Origin of the sequence: Pantoea eucalypti (assembly GCF_009646115.1) — a bacterium.
In the GTDB taxonomy this organism is placed as follows: Bacteria; Pseudomonadota; Gammaproteobacteria; order Enterobacterales; family Enterobacteriaceae; genus Pantoea; species Pantoea eucalypti.
Genome location: NZ_CP045720.1, coordinates 3761721 through 3785618, shown reverse-complemented (window position 1 = coordinate 3785618; position 23898 = coordinate 3761721). Strand labels below are relative to the sequence as shown.

The window sequence follows — 23898 nt, the reverse complement described above, 5'->3', positions numbered from 1 at the left end:
GCCCGAACCCGCCACACTCTGTCAAAAAGCTATATAAGGAAGGAATCATGTTTGCTGGTGTCATGTTTGCCGTCACCGCCGGGCTGATGTGGGGGCTGATCTTTGTCGGGCCACTGCTGGTGCCTGACTACCCCGGCGCGCTGCAGTCGGCGGGACGCTATGTGGCGTTTGGATTGATTGCGCTGCCGCTGGCCTGGCATGGTCGTCATCGCCTGCGTCAGCTGGCTCGCGCCGACTGGCTTGAGGCCGTAAAACTCTCGCTGGTGGGAAACCTCTTCTACTATGCGTTTCTGGCGAACGCCATTCAGCGCACTGGCGGCCCGGTCTCGACCATGATTATTGGCACACTGCCGGTGGTGATCGCCGTGACGGCCAATCTCTGTTACGGCCATCTTGAAGGAAGATTGCCGTGGCGGCGGCTGTTTCCGGCGCTTGTCATGATGGCGGCCGGCTTACTCTGCGTAAACGCGGCGGAGCTAAAAAGTCAGGGCCAGTTGCTTGATCTGAGCCGTTATCTCACTGGTATCGTGCTGGCGCTACTGGCCGTAGTCTGCTGGACCTGGTATCCGCTGCGTAATGCCCGCTGGCTGCGCACACATCCCGAGCTGCGGCCGTCGACCTGGGCCACCGCGCAGGGTCTGGTCACATTGCCCATGGCGTTGATCATGTATGCGCTGGTCAGTGTGCAGCTCACCTGGCTACAGCCCGACTTTTCGTTGCCATTTGGGCCGCGTCCCGGCGTGTTTATCTCTCTGATGCTGACCATTGGCCTGCTCTGCTCCTGGCTCGGCACCTTATGCTGGAACGCTGCCAGCCAGCGTCTGCCGACCGTATTGATGGGGCCACTGATCGTTTTCGAGATTCTTTTTGGCCTGTTGTGGACTTTTCTCTGGTATCAAAGCTGGCCACCGCAGCTCACTGTGACCGGCATTGTTTGTCTGCTGGCTGGGGTGCTGTGGGCAATGCGTATTAAACCTCAACCTCTTGTGGTCTCATTGAACGAGTAAACCGCAACGTCCATCCAAATCGCTCTGCCGCGCGAACAGCATGTCGCGCGGCTTTTTAAGATTAAACCCTATGCCGATTTGCACGCTCTCCGACAGATTTATGCCGCGAAATCGATTTCATTCCACCAGGTGATAGTACCGTCTCCCGCAATTGTCTCTCTCATCCCCCATTCTTCAGTGAAAAAACGGTACTTACGGTCTGCGGAGAACACGCCTTTTCGGGTCTGACCGTGTTTTATTGCTCAGATATCGGTCATTAATCAGGAAAAATAGCGCAGCATTATGGACATTATGCTTTCTCTCACGGCTTTTTATTGCATGGTGGCACTGAGAACGAGAGGCGAAAAACCACCATTAACTTCACTCAGTGATAAATGAGTAAGAGAATTCCGCCGTTGCGTTATTAATTAAAGATTAATCTCTGGCATCAATGATGCGCAATGATGTGAGTGAAAAGAGAAGCGCGTAACGTTAGTGATAAGGAGCAATAAACTATTTATCCCGGATTAATCCTGGAGAAAGTTTATGCAATAAACCCATCATCGGAAATTAAAGCGCAGCCGCAGAATTTGAGTCAGGGCCACCGTTAACTTAAAACGGCGACGGCTGTTTTTTGCACGATGTTTAAAGCAGCTTAATAGTATTAAGCAGAATTAGTTCCGACGATTAGCTGGGCTTACGTAAGAAATAGAGGGCCCAATCCCGTGTCAACGAGATTGGGAAGGGAAGAATAGGCGTAGAATGCGAGACTTTTGCTGTTGTGAATCAATTTTACCGCAAAAAAAGAAGCTTAGCCGTGAAGCCATTCATTAGTTATAAATGGAGCGGAAAAGGGTGCCGCAATTGTCCTGTTAAATGATCTTCATCTCTTCTGGTAAGAACAAATCTCAGCGTTAAGTCTAAAAAGCGCGGTAGCATTGGGTTTAGCGGTTCTCCGTGCCTGACGGATAATGGTACACACTGCGACTGATATCTAATAGTCTGCAGCTACGGCGTGTACCGATGTCGAAGGTGGCCTGCAGGAAATCCACAGCCTGACGTTTTTCATTTGTCGTAAAGAAGTGCTTCAGAACGCTCTGCAGCATCTCTTTATCGGAGTTGAGCGTCTGCAACTCACGCGTGATGTTTTGCAGTTTTTCTTCCAGCTCCTTGATTTTTCTGCCTTCTTCCGAAGACAACCCAGAAAACTTCTTTTTCCAGCTATAGAACGTGGCTTCAGAGATACCTAACTCTTCACAGATCTCTCTGACTTTCACGCCCGATTCAGAAGCTTTAATGGCATTTGTGATTTGATCTTCGCTGTATCGTGACTTTCTCATAAATGCTCTTACCTTTCTTATCGATTAATGGATGAGAATGACTTTAATAATTTCTGGCACTGTAAGGTTTTATTAAGGCAGTATTAAAGTGCGCGAATTGAATTGCGAAGCCTAAATTAAGATATTTAGAAGAAATATCATCATGGGATAAATCTTATTTTATTCTTATCGGGGGGGCGTACCTTCCTGGAGGGGCATTTTTGTTATAAATTCATCGCATCCAAAATACGAAATAAATACAACGTATGCGGGATATTTAGCCTGAGCGATGTGATTAATATGGCGGTCAGGCGCTTTAGGGTTGTTTTATTTTCAGCCTGAAATCGTTTCCATTTGAAGTGATTCGCACCATTTATAATAAGAATTATCCTGAATTCACTCTCCGGATTATGACTTGCATCTCAATTTTCGGACCAGTTTGGTCTGAAGTCTTACATTTTCGCCAGGCCCACTGAGCGCTTATTAATTCGTTACAGGGATGTTGTACCGAAGCGGTTGTAGTTGAGTAATACTAAGGAAGAGTCGATGAAATTGAGCGTAATGTCTAATGCCGCCTGGATGATGTCTGAGAAGATCATCTCCGTTTTTGGCGTCATTTTTGTGACGTCTTACGTGGCGAAGTCTTTTGGCCCAACGGTGTTTGGTCAGATGGCGTTTTCAACCTCACTATTTGCGATGGTGCAAACCGTTGCGATTTTTGGCACCGAAACCATTCTGTTTAAGCGCGTCAGCAAAAATGCGTCAAAAGGCCTGCGCCTGATGACCATTGCCCGTACGCTGCGAATGGTGTTATTGCTGGTCACTTCGGTGCCAGTCTTAATCTGGGTCTGGTACAACATGCAGGAAAATTTCCTGGCGTTTGCACTGGCCTCATTTGTTGCCTCCGTTTTTGTCACCCAGGACACCTTCAGCGTTTATAACAACGCGCGTCTTGCTTCGCGTCTTAACACCATTGCTAACGCCGTGGGCATGCTGCTGAGTTTCAGCATCAGCTTTATCGTCGCCTGGCTGCGTCTCAATCCACTCTGGCTGACGCTGTCGATTGTCGCCGTCACGCTGGTGCCTTACCTGATCAAGCGTCGCAACTTTTATCAGGACCATCAGGATCAGATGCCGCCCCGCGAGAAGCGTACCGCTTATCTGCGCTATCTGATGTATGCCGGACTGCCGCTGGCCATCTCCAGCATCTTTATTTCGGTGCAGGTCAAAGCCGCACAGATGTTTCTGGCAGGCACGGCTCCCGCCCGCGATCTGGGTCTGTTTGCGGCGGCGAATACCATTTCCGCTTCCTGGATTTTTATCCCGGTAGCGCTCATCACCTCCTGCTTCACTGAGATCTTCAGGGAGCGCGGTGAGGTCGCCATTAAGCTGGCTGCGCGGCTCAATGGTTACGTTATGGGTGTTTCATTGTTGATGCTGCTTGTTATTTCGCTGTACGGCGAGCGGATCATCATTGCGTTGTACGGACCGGCATACACACAGTCAGGAAGTCTCATTACGTTGCTGTCGATAGCGACCAGCTTTTCGGCAATGGGGACCGTAGCGTATCGCTACATGGTCAAAGAGGGAGGATTTAACTACTTACTGAGGAAAATCATCTGCCTGATGGTCATCAGTCTGCCGCTCTCCTGGTGGTTGATCCAGGGTCACGGCATCATGGGGGCCGCGTGGAGCGTTTTCCTTTCAGAACTTTTGTCCCTGACCGTAATGAATTACTTCTTTAAAAACGGCGTCATTCAAAAGATTCAGGTTTCCTCACTCAACTACAAAACATACAAATGAGGTCAGATATGCTCAAGTTGAAAGAAGAACTCAGAAGAAGTGTGCAGTACTTTATTAAGAAGATGCCCTGGGCTTATCAGGACCGCATTTACTACTTCCACAAGTTCAGAAAGCTGCCCAATCTGCGTCAGCCAAAAGTGTTCAATGAGAAGGTGCTGTACCGTAAGTTTATCTTCGGCGATTACCAGAATTACGGTCGTCTGTCAGATAAGTACTCGGTGCGCGAATTCATTGCTGAAAAAATCGGTAATGAATACCTGATTCCGTTGGTACACGAAACCACTGACCCGACAACGCTGAACAGCTTACCCTGCTGGAAGGGGACGGTGATCAAGCCGAACCACGCCTCCAACATGGTTGAGATTTTGCTGGAAGAGCCGGATGCCCTGCGCAAGCAGCAGATCATTCATGACTGCTATCGCTGGCTGAAGACTGACTTTGCCAACGAAGCGCGTGAGATTCACTATCGCTACATCAAGCCACGTATCCTGGTTGAGAAGTACATTGGTGATGGCAAGAGCGCGCCGATTGATTACAAGTTCCATATGTTCAACAAGCGGGATGGCAAGTTCGAATATGTGCTGCAGGTGATCTACAACCGCTGTCAGCCGCTGCTGTCGATGAATTTCTACGTGAACAACCTCAACGAGGCCTATCACAAAATTCGCGATACCGGTCTGGATGTGTCACCGATTATGCCGTCACTGGAACATGCGCTCGAACTGAGTAAAAAACTGGCCAGTGATTTCGACTACGTACGTGTGGACTGGTATATCCATGACGAACGGATCTACTTTGGCGAACTGACCTTCACCCCAGGTGCAGGACTGGTCACCGGCTTAGATCGTGGTTTAAATCAGATGATGGGAGATATGTGGATTCAGGACCGCCGCGGAACGCAGAGCCCGGGCGCTACCGTGCAGGATGTTAATATTCCTGCCATGTTGAAGAAAATTTAAGCACACACAGCAATATAAAAAACCCCGCTTAGCGGGGTTTTTTATGCGCAAAATTCAGGCAATCAATCAGGGCATCGGCCAGTCAGCAGGCGCCTGGCTCATTGCTTCAATAAAGGCATGCTTTGAGATTTCCACGAAGTTATGCACGTTATCCATACTCAGGGTAATGCCCATCAGACCAGTGACAAACCAGCAGGTCATGCCTAAACCAATCCCGCCACACATAAATGCCATTACGTGACGGCTATCCTGACGAAGTTTGGTTTTCAGGGTGCTGGCAAAAAACATCATGACTGCGCTCAGCAATTCCCAACGCATAACAAGAAAACTGGTGGTTAACGTAGCCATTGGCCGGACCTCAATATCAACAGGTAATCCTGACAATCTGCGGACATCACCGGCGACAAAAAAGTGTGTCAGGGAAGACTTTTTTGCCGTCAAACCAGGTTTAAAGTGTGACTTGGGTCACATTATATCACCCGATTTTAAATTTTGAACAAAATTTACACGAGTGTGGCAGTGACACGAAGGAAGGGTAAGCAGCAGAAGAAGAACGGCGGAAAAATCAGTCAGATGCGCCCAGGGCGGGCGCAACGGAGAATCAGCGAACCGGGCAACACTCGCCGGTGGTGCGCTGGGTAAAGCTATTGATTGGATCGTTATAGCCAAAACCTGGCAGGCGAGGGCGCTGAATCGCCTGACGACGCATGGTGTGCCGATAAGCGGTTGGCGTCTGTGCAAACTGACGACGAAACACGCGGGAAAAGGTCTGCTGCGAGTCATAGCCATACTGCATCGCAATATCAAACACCGGTCGCTGTGTCTGTGACAAAGCTTCAGCTGCCAGCGTCAGGCGGCGCTCACGAATATAGCCACCCAGCGTTTGTTTCGTTACGGAACGGAACATACGCTGCAGATGCCATTTCGAATAGCCCGATTTGGCCGCAACTTCATCAATCGACAAGCTCTTATCCAGGTTCTGGTCAATCCAGTGCGTCAGGGAATGAATGATCTCTTCTTGCATCATGGCCTCATCCTTCTGGTGTTTAATAAACGCTAATGGGAGTTTAGGGGTTTCGATGGAGAGCAAGTATAATTCCTCAAGTTAACTTGAGGTAAAGAGCCTGATGAAAAAAGAACGCAACTATCCAAAACCGGTTTTAACACCGGGTGAAGTGGCGCGCCGTAGCGGTGTGGCGGTCTCGGCGCTGCACTTCTATGAGACAAAAGGATTGATCTCCAGCACGCGAAATAGCGGCAATCAGCGGCGATACAGCCGTGACGTGCTGCGACGTGTCGCGATTATCAAGATTGCGCAGCGCATCGGTATTCCGCTGGCGACCGTGAGTGACAGTCTGGACCATATTCCCGCAAACAAGCGTATGTCCACACCAGAGTGGGATGCCCTGACGCAGCACTGGCGCGAAGAGCTGGATAAGCGTATTGAAACCCTGACCCGCCTGCGCAATGACCTCGATGGCTGTATCGGCTGCGGCTGCCTGTCGATGCGCGACTGCCCGCTGCGCAACCCCGGCGATCGGCTGGGTCAGCAGGGCTCAGGTGCCGTGCTACTCGACCCGGAACAGGATGATAAACATACCGATACAGAGTGACGTCTATACTTGGTGAAGGTCAAAACACAGGGAATCATGATGATCACCGTTCACCATCTCGAGAAATCGCGCTCACATCGGGTGCTGTGGCTGCTGGAAGAGCTTGAAGTGCCGTACCAGATTAAACGCTATCAACGCGAACCGACCATGCTGGCTCCGGAGGCGTTAAGAAAAGTGCATCCGCTGGGGAAATCGCCCGTCATTACCGATGGCAATCGGGTGGTGGCAGAATCCGGTGCCATTCTCGAATATCTTGAAGAGAAACATGACCACGCGTTCCGACTGAAAGTCAGTGATGAGGAATCACGGCTACAGTGCCGCTACTGGCTGCATTATGCCGAAGGCTCGCTGATGCCACTGCTGGTCATGAAGCTAATCTTTGGTCAGATGGGCAAAGCACCGGTGCCCTGGCTGCTGCGTCCGGTTGGGGCAGCATTCGGCAAAGGCGTGCAGAAAGCTTTCCTGGATAAACAGCTGAAGCCGCACATACAGATGATCGAACAGCATCTGGCTACGCATCCCTGGTTTGCCGGCCAGCGTTTCTCGATTGCGGATATCCAGATGAGCTTTCCGCTGCTGGCGCTGGCGCAACGTGCCGGACTCGATCAGATGCCTGCCACGCAGAAATGGCTTCAGACCGTGCAGCAGCGTGCTGCCTGGCAACGTGCGATTGATCAGGGCGGCGAGCTTTCACTGCCAGGTTAGTTCTCTTTTCCACCGGCGCGTCGGATCTCCTCATGCCTGCGCCGGTGCGCTTTTTCTCCGGAAAATCGCTTTAACTTCAGGATGTCAGCGAGTGATCATGGCTTGTACCGGACGCCTATCCCCTCTTTATCTCTGATTTTTATGCTGATGAATCTCCCTGTTGCTGTTGAAAATATGCCGCTAAACGCCCGATAATCCCCTGCCTTTTTATCTGGCCGATTTTAGCGGCTAACTATCTGCGGCAAGGTAAACGTTTGCCTGCCAGGTTAAACCGGGCAGTGACGCCGTCTACCCGCTTATTCCAGGGACAGCGATGGTCGCAGAGCGATCCACACAACAAGAAATTTGAGGCTCAACTATGTCAACTGAATCACGCCCGGCCAGTGGAAAACTGGACGCCTGGTTCTCGATCTCGGCGCGCGGCAGCAGCGTGCGGCAGGAAATTCTGGCCGGACTCACCACCTTCCTGGCGATGGTCTACTCCGTCATCGTGGTGCCGGGAATGCTGGGCAAAGCCGGTTTCTCCCCCTCCGCCGTGTTTGTCGCCACCTGCCTGGTCGCCAGCTTTGGCTCCCTCCTTATGGGGCTATGGGCCAATCTGCCGATGGCGATTGGCTGTGCGATCTCTTTAACCGCCTTTACCGCTTTCAGCCTGGTGCTGGGTCAGCACATCAGCGTGCCGGTGGCGCTGGGTGCAGTGTTTCTGATGGGCCTGCTGTTTACCCTGATCTCGGTGACCGGCATCCGCGCCTGGATCCTGCGTAATCTGCCAATGGGTGTAGCGCACGGAACCGGCGTCGGGATTGGCCTTTTTCTGCTGCTGATTGCGGCTGACGGCGTCGGGCTGGTCGTAAAAAATCCGGCACCGGGCCTGCCGGTGGCACTGGGCCACTTCACCAGTTTCCCGGTGATGATGACGCTGCTGGGACTGGCCGCGATTATTGGACTGGAGAAGCGTCGGGTGCCCGGCGGCATTCTGCTGACGATTATCGCTATTTCACTGCTGGGCCTGATCTTTGACCCTGCGGTGACCTGGCAGGGACTGTTTGCACTGCCAAGCCTGCGTGATGCCAGCGGTCAGTCGCTGCTGTTTAGCCTGGACATTATGGGCGCGATGCAGCCGGTGGTGCTGCCCAGCGTACTGGCACTCGTGATGACCGCGGTCTTTGACGCTACCGGCACGATTCGCGCGGTCGCGGGTCAGGCCAATCTGCTGGATAAACAGGGGCAGATTATTAATGGTGGCCGTGCGCTGACCAGTGATTCTGTCAGCAGCCTGTTCGCGGGACTGGTGGGCGCATCACCGGCTGCGGTCTATATCGAATCGGCGGCAGGCACCGCAGCAGGCGGCAAAACGGGTCTTACTGCGATTGTGGTTGGCCTGCTGTTTCTCGCTATTCTGTTTATGTCACCGCTGGCTTATCTGGTGCCGGCTTACGCGACCGCACCCGCCTTAATGTATGTGGGGCTGCTGATGCTCAGCAACGTGGCAAAAGTCGACTTCAATGATTTTGTCGATGCGATGTCGGGCCTGCTAACGGCCGTGATCATTGTGCTCACCTGCAACATCGTAACCGGCATCATGATCGGTTTTGCCAGCCTGGTGGTGGGCCGCCTCTTTGCCGGTGAATGGCGTAAGCTCAACGTCGGTACGGTCATTATTGCTGTCGCGCTGGTGGCATTTTACGCCGGTGGCTGGGCTATCTGACGGCACAACCGGGCGTGCGCTTGTGCGCCCGGTATTTGTCACTTTTTTCCCGCCCGGCGCACGCGTAGCTGACACCCTTCACCGCAGTTTGTTTTACACTTTAATGCTTAACCAATGATTGAAAGAAACGACGCCTAAGGAAAGCATGGAAATCTTTTTTACAATTCTCATCATGACGCTGGTCGTGTCGCTCTCTGGCGTCGCGGCTCGTATTCTCCCTTTTCAGATCCCCTTGCCACTCGTTCAGATCGCCGTGGGTGCGATGCTGGCCTGGCCAACGTTTGGTCTGCATGTCGACTTTGATCCAGAGCTGTTTCTGGTGCTGTTCATTCCGCCGTTGCTGTTTGCGGATGGCTGGAAGACGCCCATCAGTGAGTTCCTGCATCATGGCCGCGAGATAATTGGCTTAGCGCTGGCGCTGGTGCTGATTACGGTGTTCGGCATTGGCTATCTGATCTACTGGCTGGTGCCGGGTATCCCGTTGATTCCGGCGCTGGCGCTGGCGGCCGTGTTGTCGCCTACCGATGCCGTGGCGCTTTCCGGCATTGTGGGTGAAGGCCGCATTCCCAAAAAGATTATGTCGATTGTGCAGGGTGAAGCCCTGATGAATGATGCATCGGGTCTGGTTTCACTGAAATTTGCCGTGGCCGTTGCCATGGGCACGATGGTGTTTACCTGGGGCGGTGCCAGCATTGAGTTTCTGAAGGTCGCCGTGGGTGGCCTGGTCGCGGGTGTGGCAATCTGCTGGCTCTACGGTAAGTCGTTGCGCCTGCTCAGCCGCTGGAGCGGTGACGATCCGGCCACTCAGACCGTACTGCTGCTGCTATTGCCTTTCGCCTCTTATCTGATTGCTGAACATCTGGGTGTTTCAGGCATCCTGGCGGCGGTGGCGGCCGGTATGACCATCACCCGTTCCGGTATTATTCGTCAGGCCCCGCTGGCGATGCGTCTTCGTGCAAACAGCGTCTGGCAGATGCTGGAGTTCGTGTTCAACGGCATGGTCTTCCTGATGCTGGGCCTGCAGCTGCCGGATATTCTGCAGACCTCAATCGACCAGGCACAGGCCGATCCGAACGTCGAACTCTGGATGCTGTTTGCCGATATCGGGCTGGTCTACGCCGCGCTGATGATCGTGCGTTTTGGCTGGCTGTGGATTATGCAGCGTTTCAGCAAACGGCTGCTGAAGAAGAAGCCGATGGAGTTCTCTAACTACTCGCTACGTGAGCTGTTGATCGCCTCTTTTGCTGGAGTGCGCGGTGCCATTACGCTGGCCGGTGTGCTGTCGATTCCGCTGTTCCTGACCAATGGCGAGCCTTTCCCGGCGCGTTATGAGCTGGTGTTTATCGCCACCGGTGTGATTCTGTTCTCATTGCTGGTGGGCGTAGTGCTGCTGCCGATTCTCCTGCGTGGCGTGGATACCATTGATAAAGGTGCGCACCGCCGTGAGCTGCAGAATGCCCGTGCGGTAATGGCAGGCGCCGCGATTGAAAGCCTTCACAAGATGGAAGAGCGACTGGATAACGGATCGGAAGAGAACATCGATCCGGAACTGCTCAAAGAGGTGAGTCTGCGAGTGATTGGCAACCTGCGTCGTCGTGCCGAAGGAAAGAATGACCTCGAACACGCGCTGTATGCTGAGAACCTTGAGCGTCGCTTCCGTCTGACCGGATTGCGTGCCGAGCGCGCGGAGCTCTATCATCTGCGCGCGACCCAGCAAATTTCCAATGAGACGATGCAGACGTTACTGCACGATTTGGATCTACTGGAAGCGCTGCTGATCGAAAAAGAAGAGTAAGTCTGACCGGCACGCCTGCGCATTCATGCGGGCGTGCCAGCCTTTCACACCGACAGGCGCGGCGGCTCATCCGGCCAGTGCTCCCGGCAACAGTTGATCCACGCCTGCGCACTGCGCGACAGATAACTCCCTTCCCGCCAGATTAAACCCAGACTCCACTTCAGTTCCGATTCCAGCGGCAGCCACAAGAGCGACTGCTTATCCAGCCGCTGACAGATAGGCTCTGGCAGAATCGCCAGCCCCATTTCCGCCTGCACCATCGCCGCCAGAAAATCCCACTGACCGCTCCGCACTGCCACCGTGGGCGTCAGGTTAAGCCGCTGAAACGCCTGCATTAGCTGACGATTCAGCGAAAACTCCTCATTGAAAATCAGCAGCGGATGCGCGGCCAGTTCTGCCAGTCCAATCTGCTGGCGGCTGAGCCACTCCGGGCGACGCGGCAGCAGCACGCAAAGCGGATGATGCATCAGGGGCAGGGTGTTCAGCGGCAGCTCAGCGTCGACCGGCAGTGCGGTCAGGGCGATATCCAGACTGCCCGCCAGCACCGCCTGCTGAACGGTCAGACCGCCGAACTCAGAGATTTTCAGCTGAACGCCGGGATAGCGGCGGCGAAAGGCGGAAATCGATCCGGCTATCTGCATACCGACCATCGGCGGAATGCCGAGTCGCAGCTCGCCGGTTTTAAGCTGGTTGATGTCACCAATCTCCGCTTCCAGCTGATGAAACTCCTGCAGGATCGCCAGGCCACGCTGATAGACCGCCTGACCGCTGTCGGTAAGATGAAGACGACGGCCATCGCGCAGGATCAGCGTACAGCCCAGCTCCTCCTCCAGCTGGCGCAGCATTTTGCTGATGGTTGGCTGCGTCACAAACAGCTTTTGTGCCGCGCGGGTAAAACTCTGCTGGCGAACCACTTCAGTAAAGTAACGCAGGGCGCGCACGTCCATAACTATTCCTTTCAGGCATGATTACGATAATTTTAATTCATTTTTTTCACACTCTGTTGGCGTTTTATACTGGCGACATCAATTTAATCGGGGAGACAGGCGATGGCGTTAGCACTCACTCCACTCAGCAACCGCGCAGTGCAATGGCTTAGCCTGCCACTGCAGGTAGGGTTATATATTGGCCTGTTTGTCGCCAGTCAACAGCTGGTGAGCTGGCTGCACCTGCCACTGCCTGCCAATATCGTCGGGATGCTGGTGCTGCTGGCGTTGATCGTAACGCGGATTGTGCCGCTGAACTGGGTAAAAGCCGGGTCACGCTGGCTGCTGGCCGAAATGTTGCTGTTTTTTATTCCGGCGGTAGTGGCGGTCGTGAACTATGGCGCGCTGCTGCGTGTGGATGGCTGGCGCATCTGTGTGGTGATTGGTGTCAGTACGACGCTGGTGCTGGCGTCGACCGCCTGGGTCGTGGACCGGCTTTATCAGTATGAAGTCGCGCGCGCCGCGCGTAAGCAGAATCCAGATGCGTGATTTTATCATCAGTCTCTTGTGTGTCGCGGTTACGCTGCTGGTGTATGCGCTGAATAAACGGCTTTATAGCCGCTGGCGGACACTGCTGTTAATGCCACTGGTCATGACGCCGCTGGTGCTGGTCGGACTGCTGCTGCTGACGCACATCAGCTGGCAGGATTACATTGCTGAAAACCACTGGCTGCTCTGGTTGCTGGGACCCGCTACGCTGGCGTTTGCAGTGCCAGTCTATGAGAACGTGGAGATTATTAAGCGGCACTGGCTATCCCTGAGCGCGGGCGTATTGACCGCCACGGTGGTCGCTGTCTGCAGCTCGGTCTGGCTGGCGCGGCTGTTGACGCTGCCAGAGTCAATCCAGCGCAGTCTGGCGGTGCGCTCCATTACTACCCCGTTTGCGCTGGCCGCAGCCGGACCAATTGGCGGTCAGCCCGATCTGGTTGCGCTGTTTGTGGTCATCACTGGCGTGTTTGGCATGGCGGTAGGTGACGTGCTGTTTCTGCGCCTCGCAATCAAGCAGGGTGTGGCGAAAGGGGCCGGGTTTGGGGCTGCGTCGCACGGTGCCGGAACGGCGCGTGCTTATCAGCTTGGGCAGCAGGAGGGCGTGGTCGCCAGCCTGGTTATGATGCTCTCGGGCGTAGTGACCGTGGTGCTGGCTCCGCTGATTGGACACCTGATGTGGACAATATAGTCTACACTGCGTAGCGCAGAGGCAGCGGTAATTCTGAACGCGACACGTATTTTTACGTAAAGTTTCCCGGATTTTGTTGTCTCTCCGTTTCAGGCTGTTAACCTTGCGGCCGAATTAATTGTCCTTCACGGAGTGGAATCATGTTTAAGCAACTTGTTACCGGGAGCGCCCTTGGGCTGGTTTTACTGAGCGGCGCCGCTCAGGCAATTGAAGGCAGTGTTGATGTCAGCGAACACAACACCAACCTGAACCTGGGTCTGGGCACCACAACACCCGGTCTGTTTCTGAAAGGTAACTGGCTGCGTAGCGACCATGACGGCAGCACCTACGGTGCCGGTCTGGGTTACAACGTTGATTTCGGGCCGCTGCGTCTGGCGCCGACCGCAAAAGCGATTTTCACCCATCCTGAAGATGGAAAAGATGGATTTGCGGTGGCGCTGGGTGGTGCAGCACACTACAGCTTCAACAGCATGTGGGGCCTGTATGGTGAGTATTATTACGCGCCAGAGTCGTTCACCGATCACCTCGACAGCTATCAGGAAGCCGCTGGCGGCCTGAGCTTCACGCCGGTTTCACTGCTTAACCTGCGTGTGGGTTATCAGTACATCGAACTGAACAACAAAGATGGACGCAAAGATAACGTGCTGGTCGATGGCCCGTACGTGGGTGCATCTCTGCGCTTCTGATTCTGTTGCGTGAAAGAGAAGGGCGACTACTTCTGTAGTCGCCCTTTTTTATTGGCTGCTCGTTATCAATGTTAAACGGCGATCAGTGCGCCTTACCCTGTTCAATGCCGGTGCCCGTCTGCGAGCGAATAAACTGTGCGCGGAAGCGCGAACGTTCCTCTGCGCCCTGCTGCGAATGGTCGGTGACAGAGAAGAGCCAGATGCCCACAAATGCCACTACCATGGAGAACAGCGCCGGATATTCATACGGGAAAATCGGTGTCGCATTTCCCAGCACCTGCACCCACACGGTTGGGCCAAGGATCATCAGAATGACGGCAGTCAGCAGACCCAGCCAGCCGCCCACCATCGCGCCGCGCGTGGTGAGTTTTGACCAGTACATCGACAGCAGAATGATCGGGAAGTTACAGCTGGCCGCAATTGAGAAGGCCAGCCCGACCATAAAGGCGATGTTCTGCTTCTCAAACAGAATACCCAGCGCAATAGCGACCACGCCCAGCGCCAGCACGGTGATTTTAGAAACCCGCAGCTCATCTTTCTCGCTCGCCTGACCTTTGCGGTACACGCTGGCATAGAGGTCGTGAGAAACCGCCGACGCACCCGCCAGGGTCAGGCCCGCGACCACGGCCAGAATGGTGGCAAAGGCAACCGCTGAGATAAAGCCCAGGAAGGTGCTGCCGCCCACGGCGTTAGCCAGATGCACCGCCGCCATATTGGTCCCACCAATCAAGGCGCCGCTGGCATCTTTAAAGGCCGGATTAGCGCCCACCAGCAGGATGGCACCGAAGCCGATAATAAAGGTGAGGAAGTAGAAGTAACCCATAAAGCCGGTGGCCCAGAAGACACTTTTACGGGCCTCTTTGGCATCCGCGACGGTGAAGAAGCGCATCAGAATGTGCGGCAATCCGGCTGTACCAAACATCAGGCCCAGCCCCAGCGACAGCGCCGAGATAGGATCTTTCACCAGTCCGCCAGGCTGCATAATCGCGATGCCTTTTGGATGGACTGCCATCGCTTCGGTGAACAGCGTATTAAAGCTGAAATTGGCTGCTTTCATTACCATGATGGCCATAAAAGAGGCACCAAACAGCAGCAGCACCGCCTTGATGATCTGCACCCAGGTGGTTGCCAGCATGCCGCCAAACAGCACGTACATCACCATCAGAATGCCCACCAGAACCACCGCCACATGATAGTTCAGGCCAAACAGCAGCTGGATAAGCTTACCGGCACCCACCATCTGCGCGATCAGGTAGAGCGCCACCACCACCAGCGAACCGCAGGCTGACAGGGTGCGAATCGGCATCTGCTTCAGACGATAGGAGGCGACGTCAGCAAAGGTATAACGACCCAGGTTGCGCAGCCGCTCGGCAATTAAAAACAGAATCATCGGCCAGCCGACCAGGAAGCCGAGCGAGTAGATCAGTCCGTCATAGCCGGAGGTGTAAACCAGCGCCGAAATGCCCAGAAATGAGGCTGCTGACATGAAGTCACCCGCCATCGCCAGGCCATTCTGAAAGCCGGTGATATTGCCGCCCGCAGTGTAGTAGTCGTTGCGCGAACGGGTGCGTTTTGACGCCCAGTAAGTAATCCCCAGCGTGGCGCCGACGAAAATCGTAAACATGATAATCGCCTGATAGTTGGTCGCCTGGCGCTGCACCGCACCGGTAATCGCATCGGCGGCCAGCGCTGAAAACGGCAACATCAGGGCCAGTAGCCATAAGGTGAGACGGGTCATGATTTCACCTCGCGGAGGATCGCTTTGGTTAAACGGTCAAATTCCCCGTTGGCGCGCCAGACATAGACACCGGTCAGCACAAATGACATCACAATCAGCCCGACGCCAATCGGGATGCCGCGCGTCACATTGGTTCCGGCATGCAGCGGCGTACCGAGCCAGCCGGGCGCAAACGCAATCAGCAGGATAAAACCGACATAGAGCACCAGCATAATCAGCGACAGCAGCGTCGCGAACGCCTGGCGCTTATGGACTAACTCATGAAAAAGCGGATTACGTTCAATCTGCTGATTGATTGCATCCTGATTCGAAAGGGCGTCATTCATCACATTTTCTCCAGAGGGCTTGCAGGCAAGAACCTCACGACAGGGCGTGGATTCAGCTGGTTATAATATTTGTGACTACCGGAACAGACTGCGTAGGGCGGGGGTGGCGGGAAGCGATCTTCCCGCCGGACAGCGTGCGCTTAAGGCATTTTGATCGACTGTTTCTCCTCAAGCAGTTTTTCAACTACGCCAGGATCGGCGAGGGTAGAGGTATCACCCAGGTTGCTGGTATCACCGGTGGCAATTTTGCGCAGAATACGGCGCATGATTTTGCCGGAGCGGGTTTTCGGCAGTGAGTCTGTCCAGTGCAGCACATCAGGCGTGGCAATGGGGCCGATCTCTTTGCGGACCCACTGGCGCACTTCGGTGTACAGCTCTGGCGACGGCTCTTCACCGTGATTCAGCGTGATATAGGCATAAATCGCCTGGCCTTTGATGCTGTGAGGGATCCCCACCACGGCCGCTTCGGCAATTTTAGGGTGCGACACCAGCGCCGATTCAATCTCAGCGGTTCCCAGGCGGTGACCGGAGACGTTGAGCACGTCATCAACGCGTCCCGTGATCCAGTAGTAGCCATCTTCATCGCGACGGGCACCGTCTCCACTGAAGTAGACATTTTTAAAGGTAGAGAAGTAAGTCTGCTCAAAACGGTCATGATCGCCAAAGAGGGTACGCGCCTGTCCCGGCCACGACTCGGTGATCACCAGATTGCCTTCACAGGCACCTTCCTGTGGCTGACCTTCGTTGTCCACCAGCGCCGGTTGCACGCCAAAGAACGGTCGGGTGGCGGAACCGGCTTTCAGTTCGGTCGCACCCGGCAGCGGCGTGATCATAAAGCCGCCGGTTTCGGTCTGCCACCAGGTATCCACAATCGGGCAGCGGCTGTTACCAATTTTCTTGTAGTACCACTCCCAGGCTTCCGGGTTAATCGGCTCGCCGACCGAGCCCATAATGCGCAGGCTGCTGCGGTCGGTGCCGGCAATCGCTTTGTCCCCTTCCGCCATCAGCGCACGGATGGCGGTCGGCGCGGTGTAAAGCAGGGTGACTTTATGTTTATCAACCACTTCCGCCATACGGCTCGGTGTTGGCCAGTTCGGCACCCCTTCAAACATCAGGGTGGTGGCACCACAGGCCAGCGGACCATACACCAGATAGCTGTGACCGGTTACCCAGCCGACATCGGCGGTGCACCAGTAGATATCATCCTGATGATAATCAAAGACGAACTTAAAGGTGGTGGCGGCATAGACCAGATACCCGCCAGTGGTATGCAGCACACCTTTGGGTTTACCGGTTGAACCCGACGTATAAAGGATAAACAATGGATCTTCCGCGCCGACTTCGGCTGCAGAATGGTTGGTGCTGGCGTTGAGCATCAGGTCATGCCACCACTGATCGCGGCCTTCAACCCAGCCCACATCTTTACCGGTGCGCTGGAACACCACCACGTTTTTCACGCTGGTGACGTTGGGATTTTTTAACGCATCATCGACATTTTTCTTCAGCGGAATGCTGCGACCGGCGCGGATCCCTTCATCGGCCGTAATCACCAGCGAAGCGCTGGAATCGACGATACGGCCAGCAACCGCTTCCGGTGAGAAGCCGCCAAAAATCACCGAGTGGACGGCACCAATACGCGCACAGGCCAGCATTGCCACCGCGGCTTCCGGCACCATCGGCATATAGATCGCCACCACGTCGCCTTTTTTCACGTCCAGCAGCTCCAGCACGTTGGCGAAGCGACAGACTTCAGCATGCAGCTGGCGGAAGGTCAGGGTTTTGCTTTCGCTGGCGTCGTCGCCTTCCCAGATAATCGCCGGGTGATCGCCGCGCGTGGCGAGATGACGGTCAAGGCAGTTTGCCGCCAGGTTGAGCGTGCCATCTTCGTACCAGCGAATGTTAATGTTACCTGGCGCAAACGAGCAGTTTTTCACTTTGCTGTAAGGCTTAATCCAGTCAAGGATTTTGCCCTGTTCGCCCCAGAAGCTGTCTGGATCGTCGACAGATTGCTGATACATCGCCTGATACTGCTCTGCTGTAATCAGGGTGTTTGCTGCAATATTCTCTGGAACAGGATGAATGTGATTTTGGCTCATGGCGGATCTCCTTGAAGATGTTAATGATATGTCAATCAATGGTTAATTAAAGCCTGCCCTGAGTCTTTGTTTCTTTTTTGCGCCACAGATCACGTGATAGTGCTTCCGCCGCAAAACGTGAAGCCGGATTGCTACTTTCGTTTAACGCTCTGACGGCGATGGGGAATATAAGAAGGGGTATGAAAAGGGAATGGGCTGGATAAAAAGCAAGCAAACGCGCCGGCAGCCTTTTTAACCAGTAGTGAATAGCTATGCGTAAATTCATCTAAGTATTACTTTTCATAACAGCAGGTTAGGTATTTTTACTTCCGGCAGCACTTTATGCTGCTTAGGTGGCTAACTTTTAATCGGATCTGCCAGGGGTTGCATTTACCACAGTGAAAATGGTACTTATCTCGCCCCTGTTCTGCAGGTATCAACTCAGACCGCGTCTGAAAATGGGTATGGGAATCATCAGATTTTCATACGAGGCGCTGTTTCTAAACACCCTCTAATTTACCGGGCTTTTTGCTCACTCCCTGTGTGTATTGTCTTCTGCACCTTCGCAGTAGAGAGAAACGGGTTTTGACTGAGGAAATTACGCGTTATGAAAGGTTTTAAAATCAGCCTGGCCTGGCAGATTCTGACAGCCCTGGTGCTTGGCATCGTTGTGGGTGCTGTATTGCATAATCAGCCAGACAATCGTGAATGGTTAGTCGCTAACATTCTCAGTCCTGCAGGCGATATCTTTATTCATCTTATCAAGATGATTGTGGTACCGATTGTGATTTCATCCCTGGTTGTCGGCATCGCTGGCGTGGGTGATGCAAAAAAGCTGGGACGCATCGGCGTCAAAACGATTCTCTACTTTGAAGTGATCACCACCCTTGCCATTGTGGTCGGTATTACGCTGGCCAACGTATTTCAACCCGGCACCGGCATTGATATGTCAACGCTGGCAACGGTGGACATCTCTAAATATGAAGCGACAACGGCAGAGGTACAGGGCGGTCCGCACAGCCTGGTCACCACCATTCTGTCGCTGATCCCGCAGAATATCTTCGCTTCCATGGCGAAGGGCGACATGCTGCCGATTATCTTTTTCTCGGTGCTGTTTGGCTTAGGTCTGTCGTCACTGCCGTCGGAACAGCGCGATCCGCTGGTAAACCTGTTCCGTGGCATTTCTGAAACGATGTTTAAAGTGACGCACATGATCATGCGTTATGCGCCGGTCGGTGTGTTTGCGCTGATTGCGGTGACCATCGCTAACTTCGGATTTGCCTCGCTGTGGCCGCTGGCTAAGCTGGTGCTGCTGGTTTACGCGGCAATTCTGTTCTTCGCTTTTGTGGTGCTGGGCGGAGTCGCGCGCTTCTGTAAGCTGCGGATTACTACGCTGATGCGTATCCTGAAGGATGAGCTGATTCTCTCTTACTCTACCTCCAGCTCAGAAACCGTGTTGCCACGCATCATGGAGAAGATGGAAGCCTACGGCGCACCAAAAGCGATAACCAGCTTCGTGGTGCCGACCGGTTATTCGTTCAATCTGGATGGTTCGACGCTGTATCAGAGTATCGCGGCGATCTTTATTGCCCAGCTGTACGGCATTGACCTGTCGCTGACCGATGAGATTGTGCTGGTCCTGACGCTGATGGTGACCTCGAAAGGGATCGCGGGTGTGCCAGGCGTGTCGTTCGTGGTGCTGCTGGCCACGCTGGGCAGCGTTGGTATTCCTCTTGAAGGTCTGGCGTTTATCGCCGGTGTTGACCGCATCATGGATATGGCGCGTACTGCGCTGAACGTGATCGGTAACGCGCTGGCGGTGCTGGTGATTGCCCGCTGGGAAAACCAGTTCGACGCTGAACAGGCAAAAGAGTATGAGCTGCAGTTGCGGACGCAGACCGCAAGCTGAGAACAGCGTTAACGTAAAGAGGGGCTCAACGAAAGTTGGGCCCTTTTTGTTTGTGTGGCTTTGTCATCGTTCTTAGCAGGATGAGCATTCAAAAAATTAGTTATATAAAAATAACTAAATAACGCTTTTGATAGCTTTTTCTTTGCTTTTATGACTGAATTTGGTTATTTTTAAAGGTTGATTGAAAGCGTGCTTTGACAACAAGGAGTGTTGACGGATGCCAGAAATTAACTGGACGAAAAGGGCATTGAAACAGCTATATGGGCTGCCTCAGAAAGAAGGTAACGCCATCGAAGATGCTGTAGAGGCGCTGGCTAAGTGGCCTGATATTCCCATCTGAAGGTCGAAAAGCTGACGGATGATAAAGAGAAGCGAATGAAGTTGGTGGTGGGTCACGACCGCGTGCTGTGGAAGATAGAGAAAGGTCAGCCAGTGGTTATCGCTATTCTAGAAGTCGTAAGAAGAACATCGACCACGTATAAAAAGCGTTAGCAAGCGGTTGGGGTTAGCCTGCGTCACCACTGAGTTAAGAGCAGATAAGAACATAGCTAAGTCGCGCCAGCAGATGATCAGGTCTGGACTGTTGCGGCAGTAAGGAGTGATTAACCATGAATGCGATACAGTTTCTGACAGACGAGCGCGGGAACCGCACGGGTGCCGTCATCCCCATTGAGTTGTTTAACCGGCTCATGGCCGGGCGTCACTTAGACGACGTATTTGAGCCTCTCACCTATAAAGCGGGACCGGATGATGACGAAACGATTCCCCATGACGTAATGAAAATCAGCCGGAGGCAATCTGTTCCTTTGCATGTTGCCTGGCGTTTACATCGGCAAATGTCGCAGGAAGAGGTCGCGAACAAATTAGGCATCACGCAGGCTGGCGTTTCGAAGTTAGAGTCGAGAAAGAAACCTCAAAAACAAACGCTTGAGAAGCTGGCAGCCTTATATGACTGCAGAACGTCACAACTTTATATTGATTAAATCAACGTGCTTTTAAACCGCATTGTGCCTTTCAGTCGGACACAAAGGGTGGCTACGTAAAGTCGGCGTAAACCCATCCCTGGGGCCTTGGCCGCCGCATCCATGCGGCGGACGCTTTACTCCGCTCCCCCTTTGTATCCGCCTTTATGCCAGCTATGCGCTGTATTTTAAGAAAATCAAAAGATCGTATCGAAGGATTTATTTGCGATACAGCACGGATTTTTAAATCTTATCGGCAAGCTCAAGCCCTTTACAAACAGCAATAAAACAGCCTAAGGGAAGAAAAGGTTCACCTGAAGAGTAAAGCGTCCCACCGCCAGGGATGGCGTGGGCCGAGCGTCATGGATGACGAATGCGTCTTTACGATCAGGTGAACCTTTTCTGACTGGCTCTGATCACAAAGCCATTAAGCCCCGAATGCCAGGCACCCTGCTTAAGCTCAACGCTAACCAGCCCAATCCCCCGCAACATAACCCACCCCACAGCCATTGAAAAAAGATCTCACCCAATGAATTAATCATTCGTTATGATAGTGGGTAATTTGAATAATTTATTCCTTAGCGGAGCCCGCCATGAAACTCGACCTCAGCCAGATGCTCACTGAAGGCCGCAACCCGGCCAGCCAGAACATTGATGAACTCTCCACCGAAGCGATGCTGCGCGTCATTAATGACGAAGATAAAAAGGTGGCGCTGGCAGTTGAGGCCATCGTGCCGCAAATCGCCACCGCCGTTGACGCCATCAGTGCCGCGTTCCGGGCAGGTGGACGACTGATCTATTGCGGCGCGGGCACCTCCGGGCGGCTGGGCATCCTGGATGCCAGCGAATGCCCGCCTACCTTTGGCACGCCGCGTGATCAGGTGATTGGCCTGATTGCCGGCGGCCACACCGCAATACTACAGGCGGTTGAAAACGCCGAAGATAACCGGGAACAGGGCGCGCAGGATTTGAAAGACATCCATTTTAGCCGCCATGACGTGCTGGTCGGTATCGCCGCCAGTGGTCGCACACCTTATGTGCTGGGTGCGCTGGCTTACGCGAATGAACTGGGCGCGACCACTGTGTCGCTTAGCTGTAATCCGGGCAGCGCGATGTCACAGGTTGCCGCCATTGCGCTCACACCCGTGGTCGGTCCGGAAGTGGTCACCGGCTCTTCCCGCATGAAAGCGGGCACGGCGCAGAAACTGGTGCTCAACATGCTCACCACCGGATCGATGATCCGCAGCGGAAAAGTCTATGGCAACCTGATGGTCGATGTGGAAGCCACTAACCAGAAACTGGTGCAGCGCCAGGTCAACATCGTCATGCAGGCTACGGATTGTGATGACGCGACTGCTCGTGCGGCGCTGACCAGCTGTGGCGGACACTGCAAAACCGCCATCCTGATGGTACTGGCTGACCTGGACGCCGATGAGGCCAAAGCGCTGCTCGGTCAGCATCAGGGCTTTATCCGTCAGGCGCTACAGGCAGCGGGGGCACGCTGATGGCGAAAATCACCGAGGCACTGTTACGCGACATCCTGCAGGCGGTCGGTGGTGCGCAGAATATCGCGGCCTGCGGTCACTGCATGACACGGCTCCGCCTGACGCTGAATCAGCCAGAACAGGCTGATCTGGCCAGGTTAAAAAGCCTGCCGGGCGTGCTGGGGGTCATCGACAGCGATGCGCAGTTACAGATTGTCGTGGGGCCAGGAAAAGCGCAAACCGCCGCCGAGGGAATGCAAAGCCTGCTGTCGCAGGGTGATACTGCAATGGCTTCGCAGGGCGAAACGGCGGCGCTTAGCCAGCTGGCAGCGCAGCAGAAGCAGCAGCTAAAGGCGAAACAGACCAGTGGGGTGCATCAGTTCCTGTCGCGCTTCGCCACTATCTTCACGCCGCTAATCCCAGGCTTTATCGGCGCGGGACTGCTGCTGGGATTTGCCACGCTGATTGAACAGAGTCTCCATCTTAATGCGCCCGGCGATCACGCGCCCTGGCTGCTGCACACCGTGGCGTACATGAAGGTGTTCGGCAAAGGGCTGTTCACCTTTCTCAGTATTCTGATCGGCTATAACGCACAGAAAGCCTTTGGCGGCAGCGGCGTAAACGGCGCCATCATCGCCTCGCTGTTTGTGCTCGGCTATGTGCCCACGGCCACCACCGGCTACTACAGCGGTATGGAGAGCTTCTTTGGTCTGACGATCGATCCGCGCGGCAACATTATCGGTGTGCTGATGGCGGCGATTATCGGGGCGTGGATAGAGAAACAGCTGCGCAAAATCATTCCTGACAACCTGGATATGATCCTCACCTCGCTGTTTACGCTGGTGATCACGGGCGCCATCACCTATCTGCTGATTATGCCGCTGGGCGGCGAACTGTTTAAGGGAATGTCGTGGCTGTTTATCCACCTCAATAGCAATCCCTTTGGCTGCGCGCTGCTGGCTGGACTGTTCCTGATTGCGGTGATGTTCGGTATTCATCAGGGCTTTATTCCTGTCTATTTTGCGCTGATGGAAACCCAGGGATTTAACTCGCTGTTTCCGATTCTGGCAATGGCGGGCGCAGGCCAGGTCGGCGCATCACTGGCACTCTGGTGCAAAGCAGAAAAAGGCGCGCTGCTGCGGGCGCAGATCAAAGGTGCAATTGTCCCCGGCCTGCTTGGGGTGGGCGAGCCGCTGATCTATGGTGTCACGCTGCCCCGCCTCAAGCCCTTTATCACCGCCTGTGGCGGCGGAGCACTGGGCGGCTTTTTTATTGGATTGGTCGCGTGGCTGGGTTTGCCAGTGGGGATGAACACGGTATTCGGGCCGTCCGGGCTGGTCACTCTGCCACTGATGACCTCCAGCCAGGGCATCTTCGCCGGGATGGCAGTTTACCTGGCCGGGCTGATCGTCGCATGGACCGGCGGTTTTCTGCTCACCTGCTGGTTTGGCACCCGTAATGTTGACCTCAGTTAAGCCACTGCCGGAATTCTCCAGTCTGGCTAACGGATAAAAACAGATCAAAAGTGTGAAAGCCGCTGCAAAGTGGCTTTTTTCGCGGCAGAAATTAAAGCGTATTACTAAAGAGTCGGCGCGGGCATGCCGAAAACATAAAAAAGGGTAATCGTTATTTCTCAGCCCGCCGTTTTCACGCTGCGCCTCAGACTG

General features: G+C 54.1%; 22 protein-coding genes. 15 read left to right on the top strand and 7 right to left on the bottom strand.

Going from position 1 to position 23898, the window contains the following annotated elements:
- Positions 1–47 precede the first annotated feature (47 nt).
- Positions 48–1007, top strand: a complete 960-nt coding sequence (locus EE896_RS17675; protein ID WP_003855735.1) for a DMT family transporter — start codon at positions 48–50, stop codon at positions 1005–1007.
- Between the two features lie 923 nt (positions 1008–1930).
- On the opposite strand, the gene EE896_RS17670 is transcribed toward EE896_RS17675, so the two are convergent.
- On the bottom strand, positions 1931–2326 hold the full coding sequence (locus EE896_RS17670) for a transposase (RefSeq protein ID WP_003855733.1): 396 nt from the start codon (positions 2324–2326) through the stop codon (positions 1931–1933).
- A gap of 525 nt (positions 2327–2851) precedes the next feature.
- Here EE896_RS17670 and EE896_RS17665 point away from each other — a divergent pair.
- Together EE896_RS17665 and EE896_RS17660 are read left to right on the top strand one after the other, a co-directional pair.
- Positions 2852–4108, top strand: coding sequence for an oligosaccharide flippase family protein (locus EE896_RS17665; protein ID WP_003855732.1), 1257 nt, complete (start codon positions 2852–2854; stop codon positions 4106–4108).
- Between the two features lie 8 nt (positions 4109–4116).
- Positions 4117–5067: an ATP-grasp fold amidoligase family protein gene (locus EE896_RS17660; RefSeq protein ID WP_008926611.1), complete on the top strand. Its 951-nt coding sequence runs from the start codon at positions 4117–4119 to the stop codon at positions 5065–5067.
- Between the two features lie 66 nt (positions 5068–5133).
- On the opposite strand, the gene EE896_RS17655 is transcribed toward EE896_RS17660, so the two are convergent.
- Together EE896_RS17655 and soxS are read right to left on the bottom strand one after the other, a co-directional pair.
- Positions 5134–5415 (bottom strand): YjcB family protein, encoded by a 282-nt coding sequence (locus tag EE896_RS17655; protein ID WP_008926612.1) that lies wholly within the window; start codon positions 5413–5415, stop codon positions 5134–5136.
- Positions 5416–5668: 253 nt separating this feature from the next.
- The gene (gene soxS, locus EE896_RS17650) at positions 5669–6094 is read right to left on the bottom strand and encodes a superoxide response transcriptional regulator SoxS (RefSeq protein ID WP_003855727.1); all 426 of its coding nucleotides are present in this window, start codon (positions 6092–6094) and stop codon (positions 5669–5671) included.
- 100 nt (positions 6095–6194) lie between these two features.
- Between soxS and soxR the strand changes: the two genes are divergently transcribed.
- The 4 genes from soxR to EE896_RS17630 all read left to right on the top strand — a co-directional run bounded on the left by soxR (position 6195) and on the right by EE896_RS17630 (position 10888).
- Positions 6195–6680, top strand: coding sequence for a redox-sensitive transcriptional activator SoxR (gene soxR, locus EE896_RS17645; protein ID WP_003855725.1), 486 nt, complete (start codon positions 6195–6197; stop codon positions 6678–6680).
- Positions 6681–6719: 39 nt separating this feature from the next.
- Positions 6720–7385 carry a glutathione S-transferase family protein gene (locus EE896_RS17640; protein WP_140916142.1) on the top strand — a complete coding sequence of 222 codons (666 nt, stop codon included), beginning with the start codon at positions 6720–6722 and terminating at the stop codon, positions 7383–7385.
- 358 nt (positions 7386–7743) lie between these two features.
- Positions 7744–9093, top strand: coding sequence for an NCS2 family permease (locus tag EE896_RS17635; RefSeq protein WP_008926615.1), 1350 nt, complete (start codon positions 7744–7746; stop codon positions 9091–9093).
- Between the two features lie 145 nt (positions 9094–9238).
- A complete protein-coding gene (locus EE896_RS17630; protein ID WP_003855721.1) occupies positions 9239–10888 on the top strand; it encodes a Na+/H+ antiporter in 1650 nt (549 codons plus the stop codon).
- A 44-nt stretch (positions 10889–10932) separates the two neighbouring features.
- Here EE896_RS17630 and EE896_RS17625 read toward each other — a convergent pair whose 3' ends face one another.
- Positions 10933–11835, bottom strand: a complete 903-nt coding sequence (locus EE896_RS17625) for a LysR family transcriptional regulator (protein WP_008926616.1) — start codon at positions 11833–11835, stop codon at positions 10933–10935.
- 102 nt (positions 11836–11937) lie between these two features.
- Here EE896_RS17625 and EE896_RS17620 point away from each other — a divergent pair, with 102 nt between their 5' ends.
- From EE896_RS17620 to EE896_RS17610, 3 genes are all read left to right on the top strand, one after another.
- Positions 11938–12363: a CidA/LrgA family protein gene (locus tag EE896_RS17620; protein WP_033763398.1), complete on the top strand. Its 426-nt coding sequence runs from the start codon at positions 11938–11940 to the stop codon at positions 12361–12363.
- Positions 12356–13051, top strand: coding sequence for an LrgB family protein (locus EE896_RS17615; RefSeq protein ID WP_039660666.1), 696 nt, complete (start codon positions 12356–12358; stop codon positions 13049–13051). Before EE896_RS17620 ends, EE896_RS17615 begins: the two co-directional genes overlap by 8 nt.
- A gap of 140 nt (positions 13052–13191) precedes the next feature.
- Complete coding sequence (locus EE896_RS17610) at positions 13192–13737, top strand: YfaZ family outer membrane protein (RefSeq protein ID WP_003855717.1); 546 nt, start codon at positions 13192–13194, stop codon at positions 13735–13737.
- Positions 13738–13819: 82 nt separating this feature from the next.
- On the opposite strand, the gene EE896_RS17605 is transcribed toward EE896_RS17610, so the two are convergent.
- The 3 genes from EE896_RS17605 to acs form a co-directional block, all read right to left on the bottom strand.
- On the bottom strand, positions 13820–15475 hold the full coding sequence (locus tag EE896_RS17605) for a cation acetate symporter (RefSeq protein WP_003855716.1): 1656 nt from the start codon (positions 15473–15475) through the stop codon (positions 13820–13822).
- Positions 15472–15801, bottom strand: coding sequence for a DUF485 domain-containing protein (locus EE896_RS17600; RefSeq protein ID WP_003855715.1), 330 nt, complete (start codon positions 15799–15801; stop codon positions 15472–15474). Before EE896_RS17600 ends, EE896_RS17605 begins: the two co-directional genes overlap by 4 nt.
- A 140-nt stretch (positions 15802–15941) precedes the next feature.
- Positions 15942–17897 carry an acetate--CoA ligase gene (gene acs / locus EE896_RS17595; RefSeq protein ID WP_008926618.1) on the bottom strand — a complete coding sequence of 652 codons (1956 nt, stop codon included), beginning with the start codon at positions 17895–17897 and terminating at the stop codon, positions 15942–15944.
- Positions 17898–18483: 586 nt separating this feature from the next.
- On the opposite strand from acs, the gene gltP reads away from it, so the two are divergent.
- The 5 genes from gltP (at position 18484) to murP (ending at position 23706) form a co-directional block, all read left to right on the top strand.
- Positions 18484–19785, top strand: coding sequence for a glutamate/aspartate:proton symporter GltP (gltP, locus tag EE896_RS17590; RefSeq protein ID WP_140916097.1), 1302 nt, complete (start codon positions 18484–18486; stop codon positions 19783–19785).
- Positions 19786–20002: 217 nt separating this feature from the next.
- A complete protein-coding gene (locus tag EE896_RS22790) occupies positions 20003–20125 on the top strand; it encodes a type II toxin-antitoxin system RelE family toxin (RefSeq protein WP_003855712.1) in 123 nt (40 codons plus the stop codon).
- 268 nt (positions 20126–20393) lie between these two features.
- The gene (locus EE896_RS17585) at positions 20394–20768 is read left to right on the top strand and encodes a helix-turn-helix domain-containing protein (RefSeq protein WP_003855711.1); all 375 of its coding nucleotides are present in this window, start codon (positions 20394–20396) and stop codon (positions 20766–20768) included.
- A 572-nt stretch (positions 20769–21340) separates the two neighbouring features.
- Positions 21341–22252, top strand: coding sequence for an N-acetylmuramic acid 6-phosphate etherase (murQ, locus tag EE896_RS17580; RefSeq protein ID WP_140916098.1), 912 nt, complete (start codon positions 21341–21343; stop codon positions 22250–22252).
- The gene (murP, locus tag EE896_RS17575; protein WP_140916100.1) at positions 22252–23706 is read left to right on the top strand and encodes a PTS N-acetylmuramic acid transporter subunit IIBC; all 1455 of its coding nucleotides are present in this window, start codon (positions 22252–22254) and stop codon (positions 23704–23706) included. The genes murQ and murP overlap by 1 nt, the downstream gene beginning before the upstream one ends.
- Positions 23707–23898 lie beyond the last annotated feature (192 nt).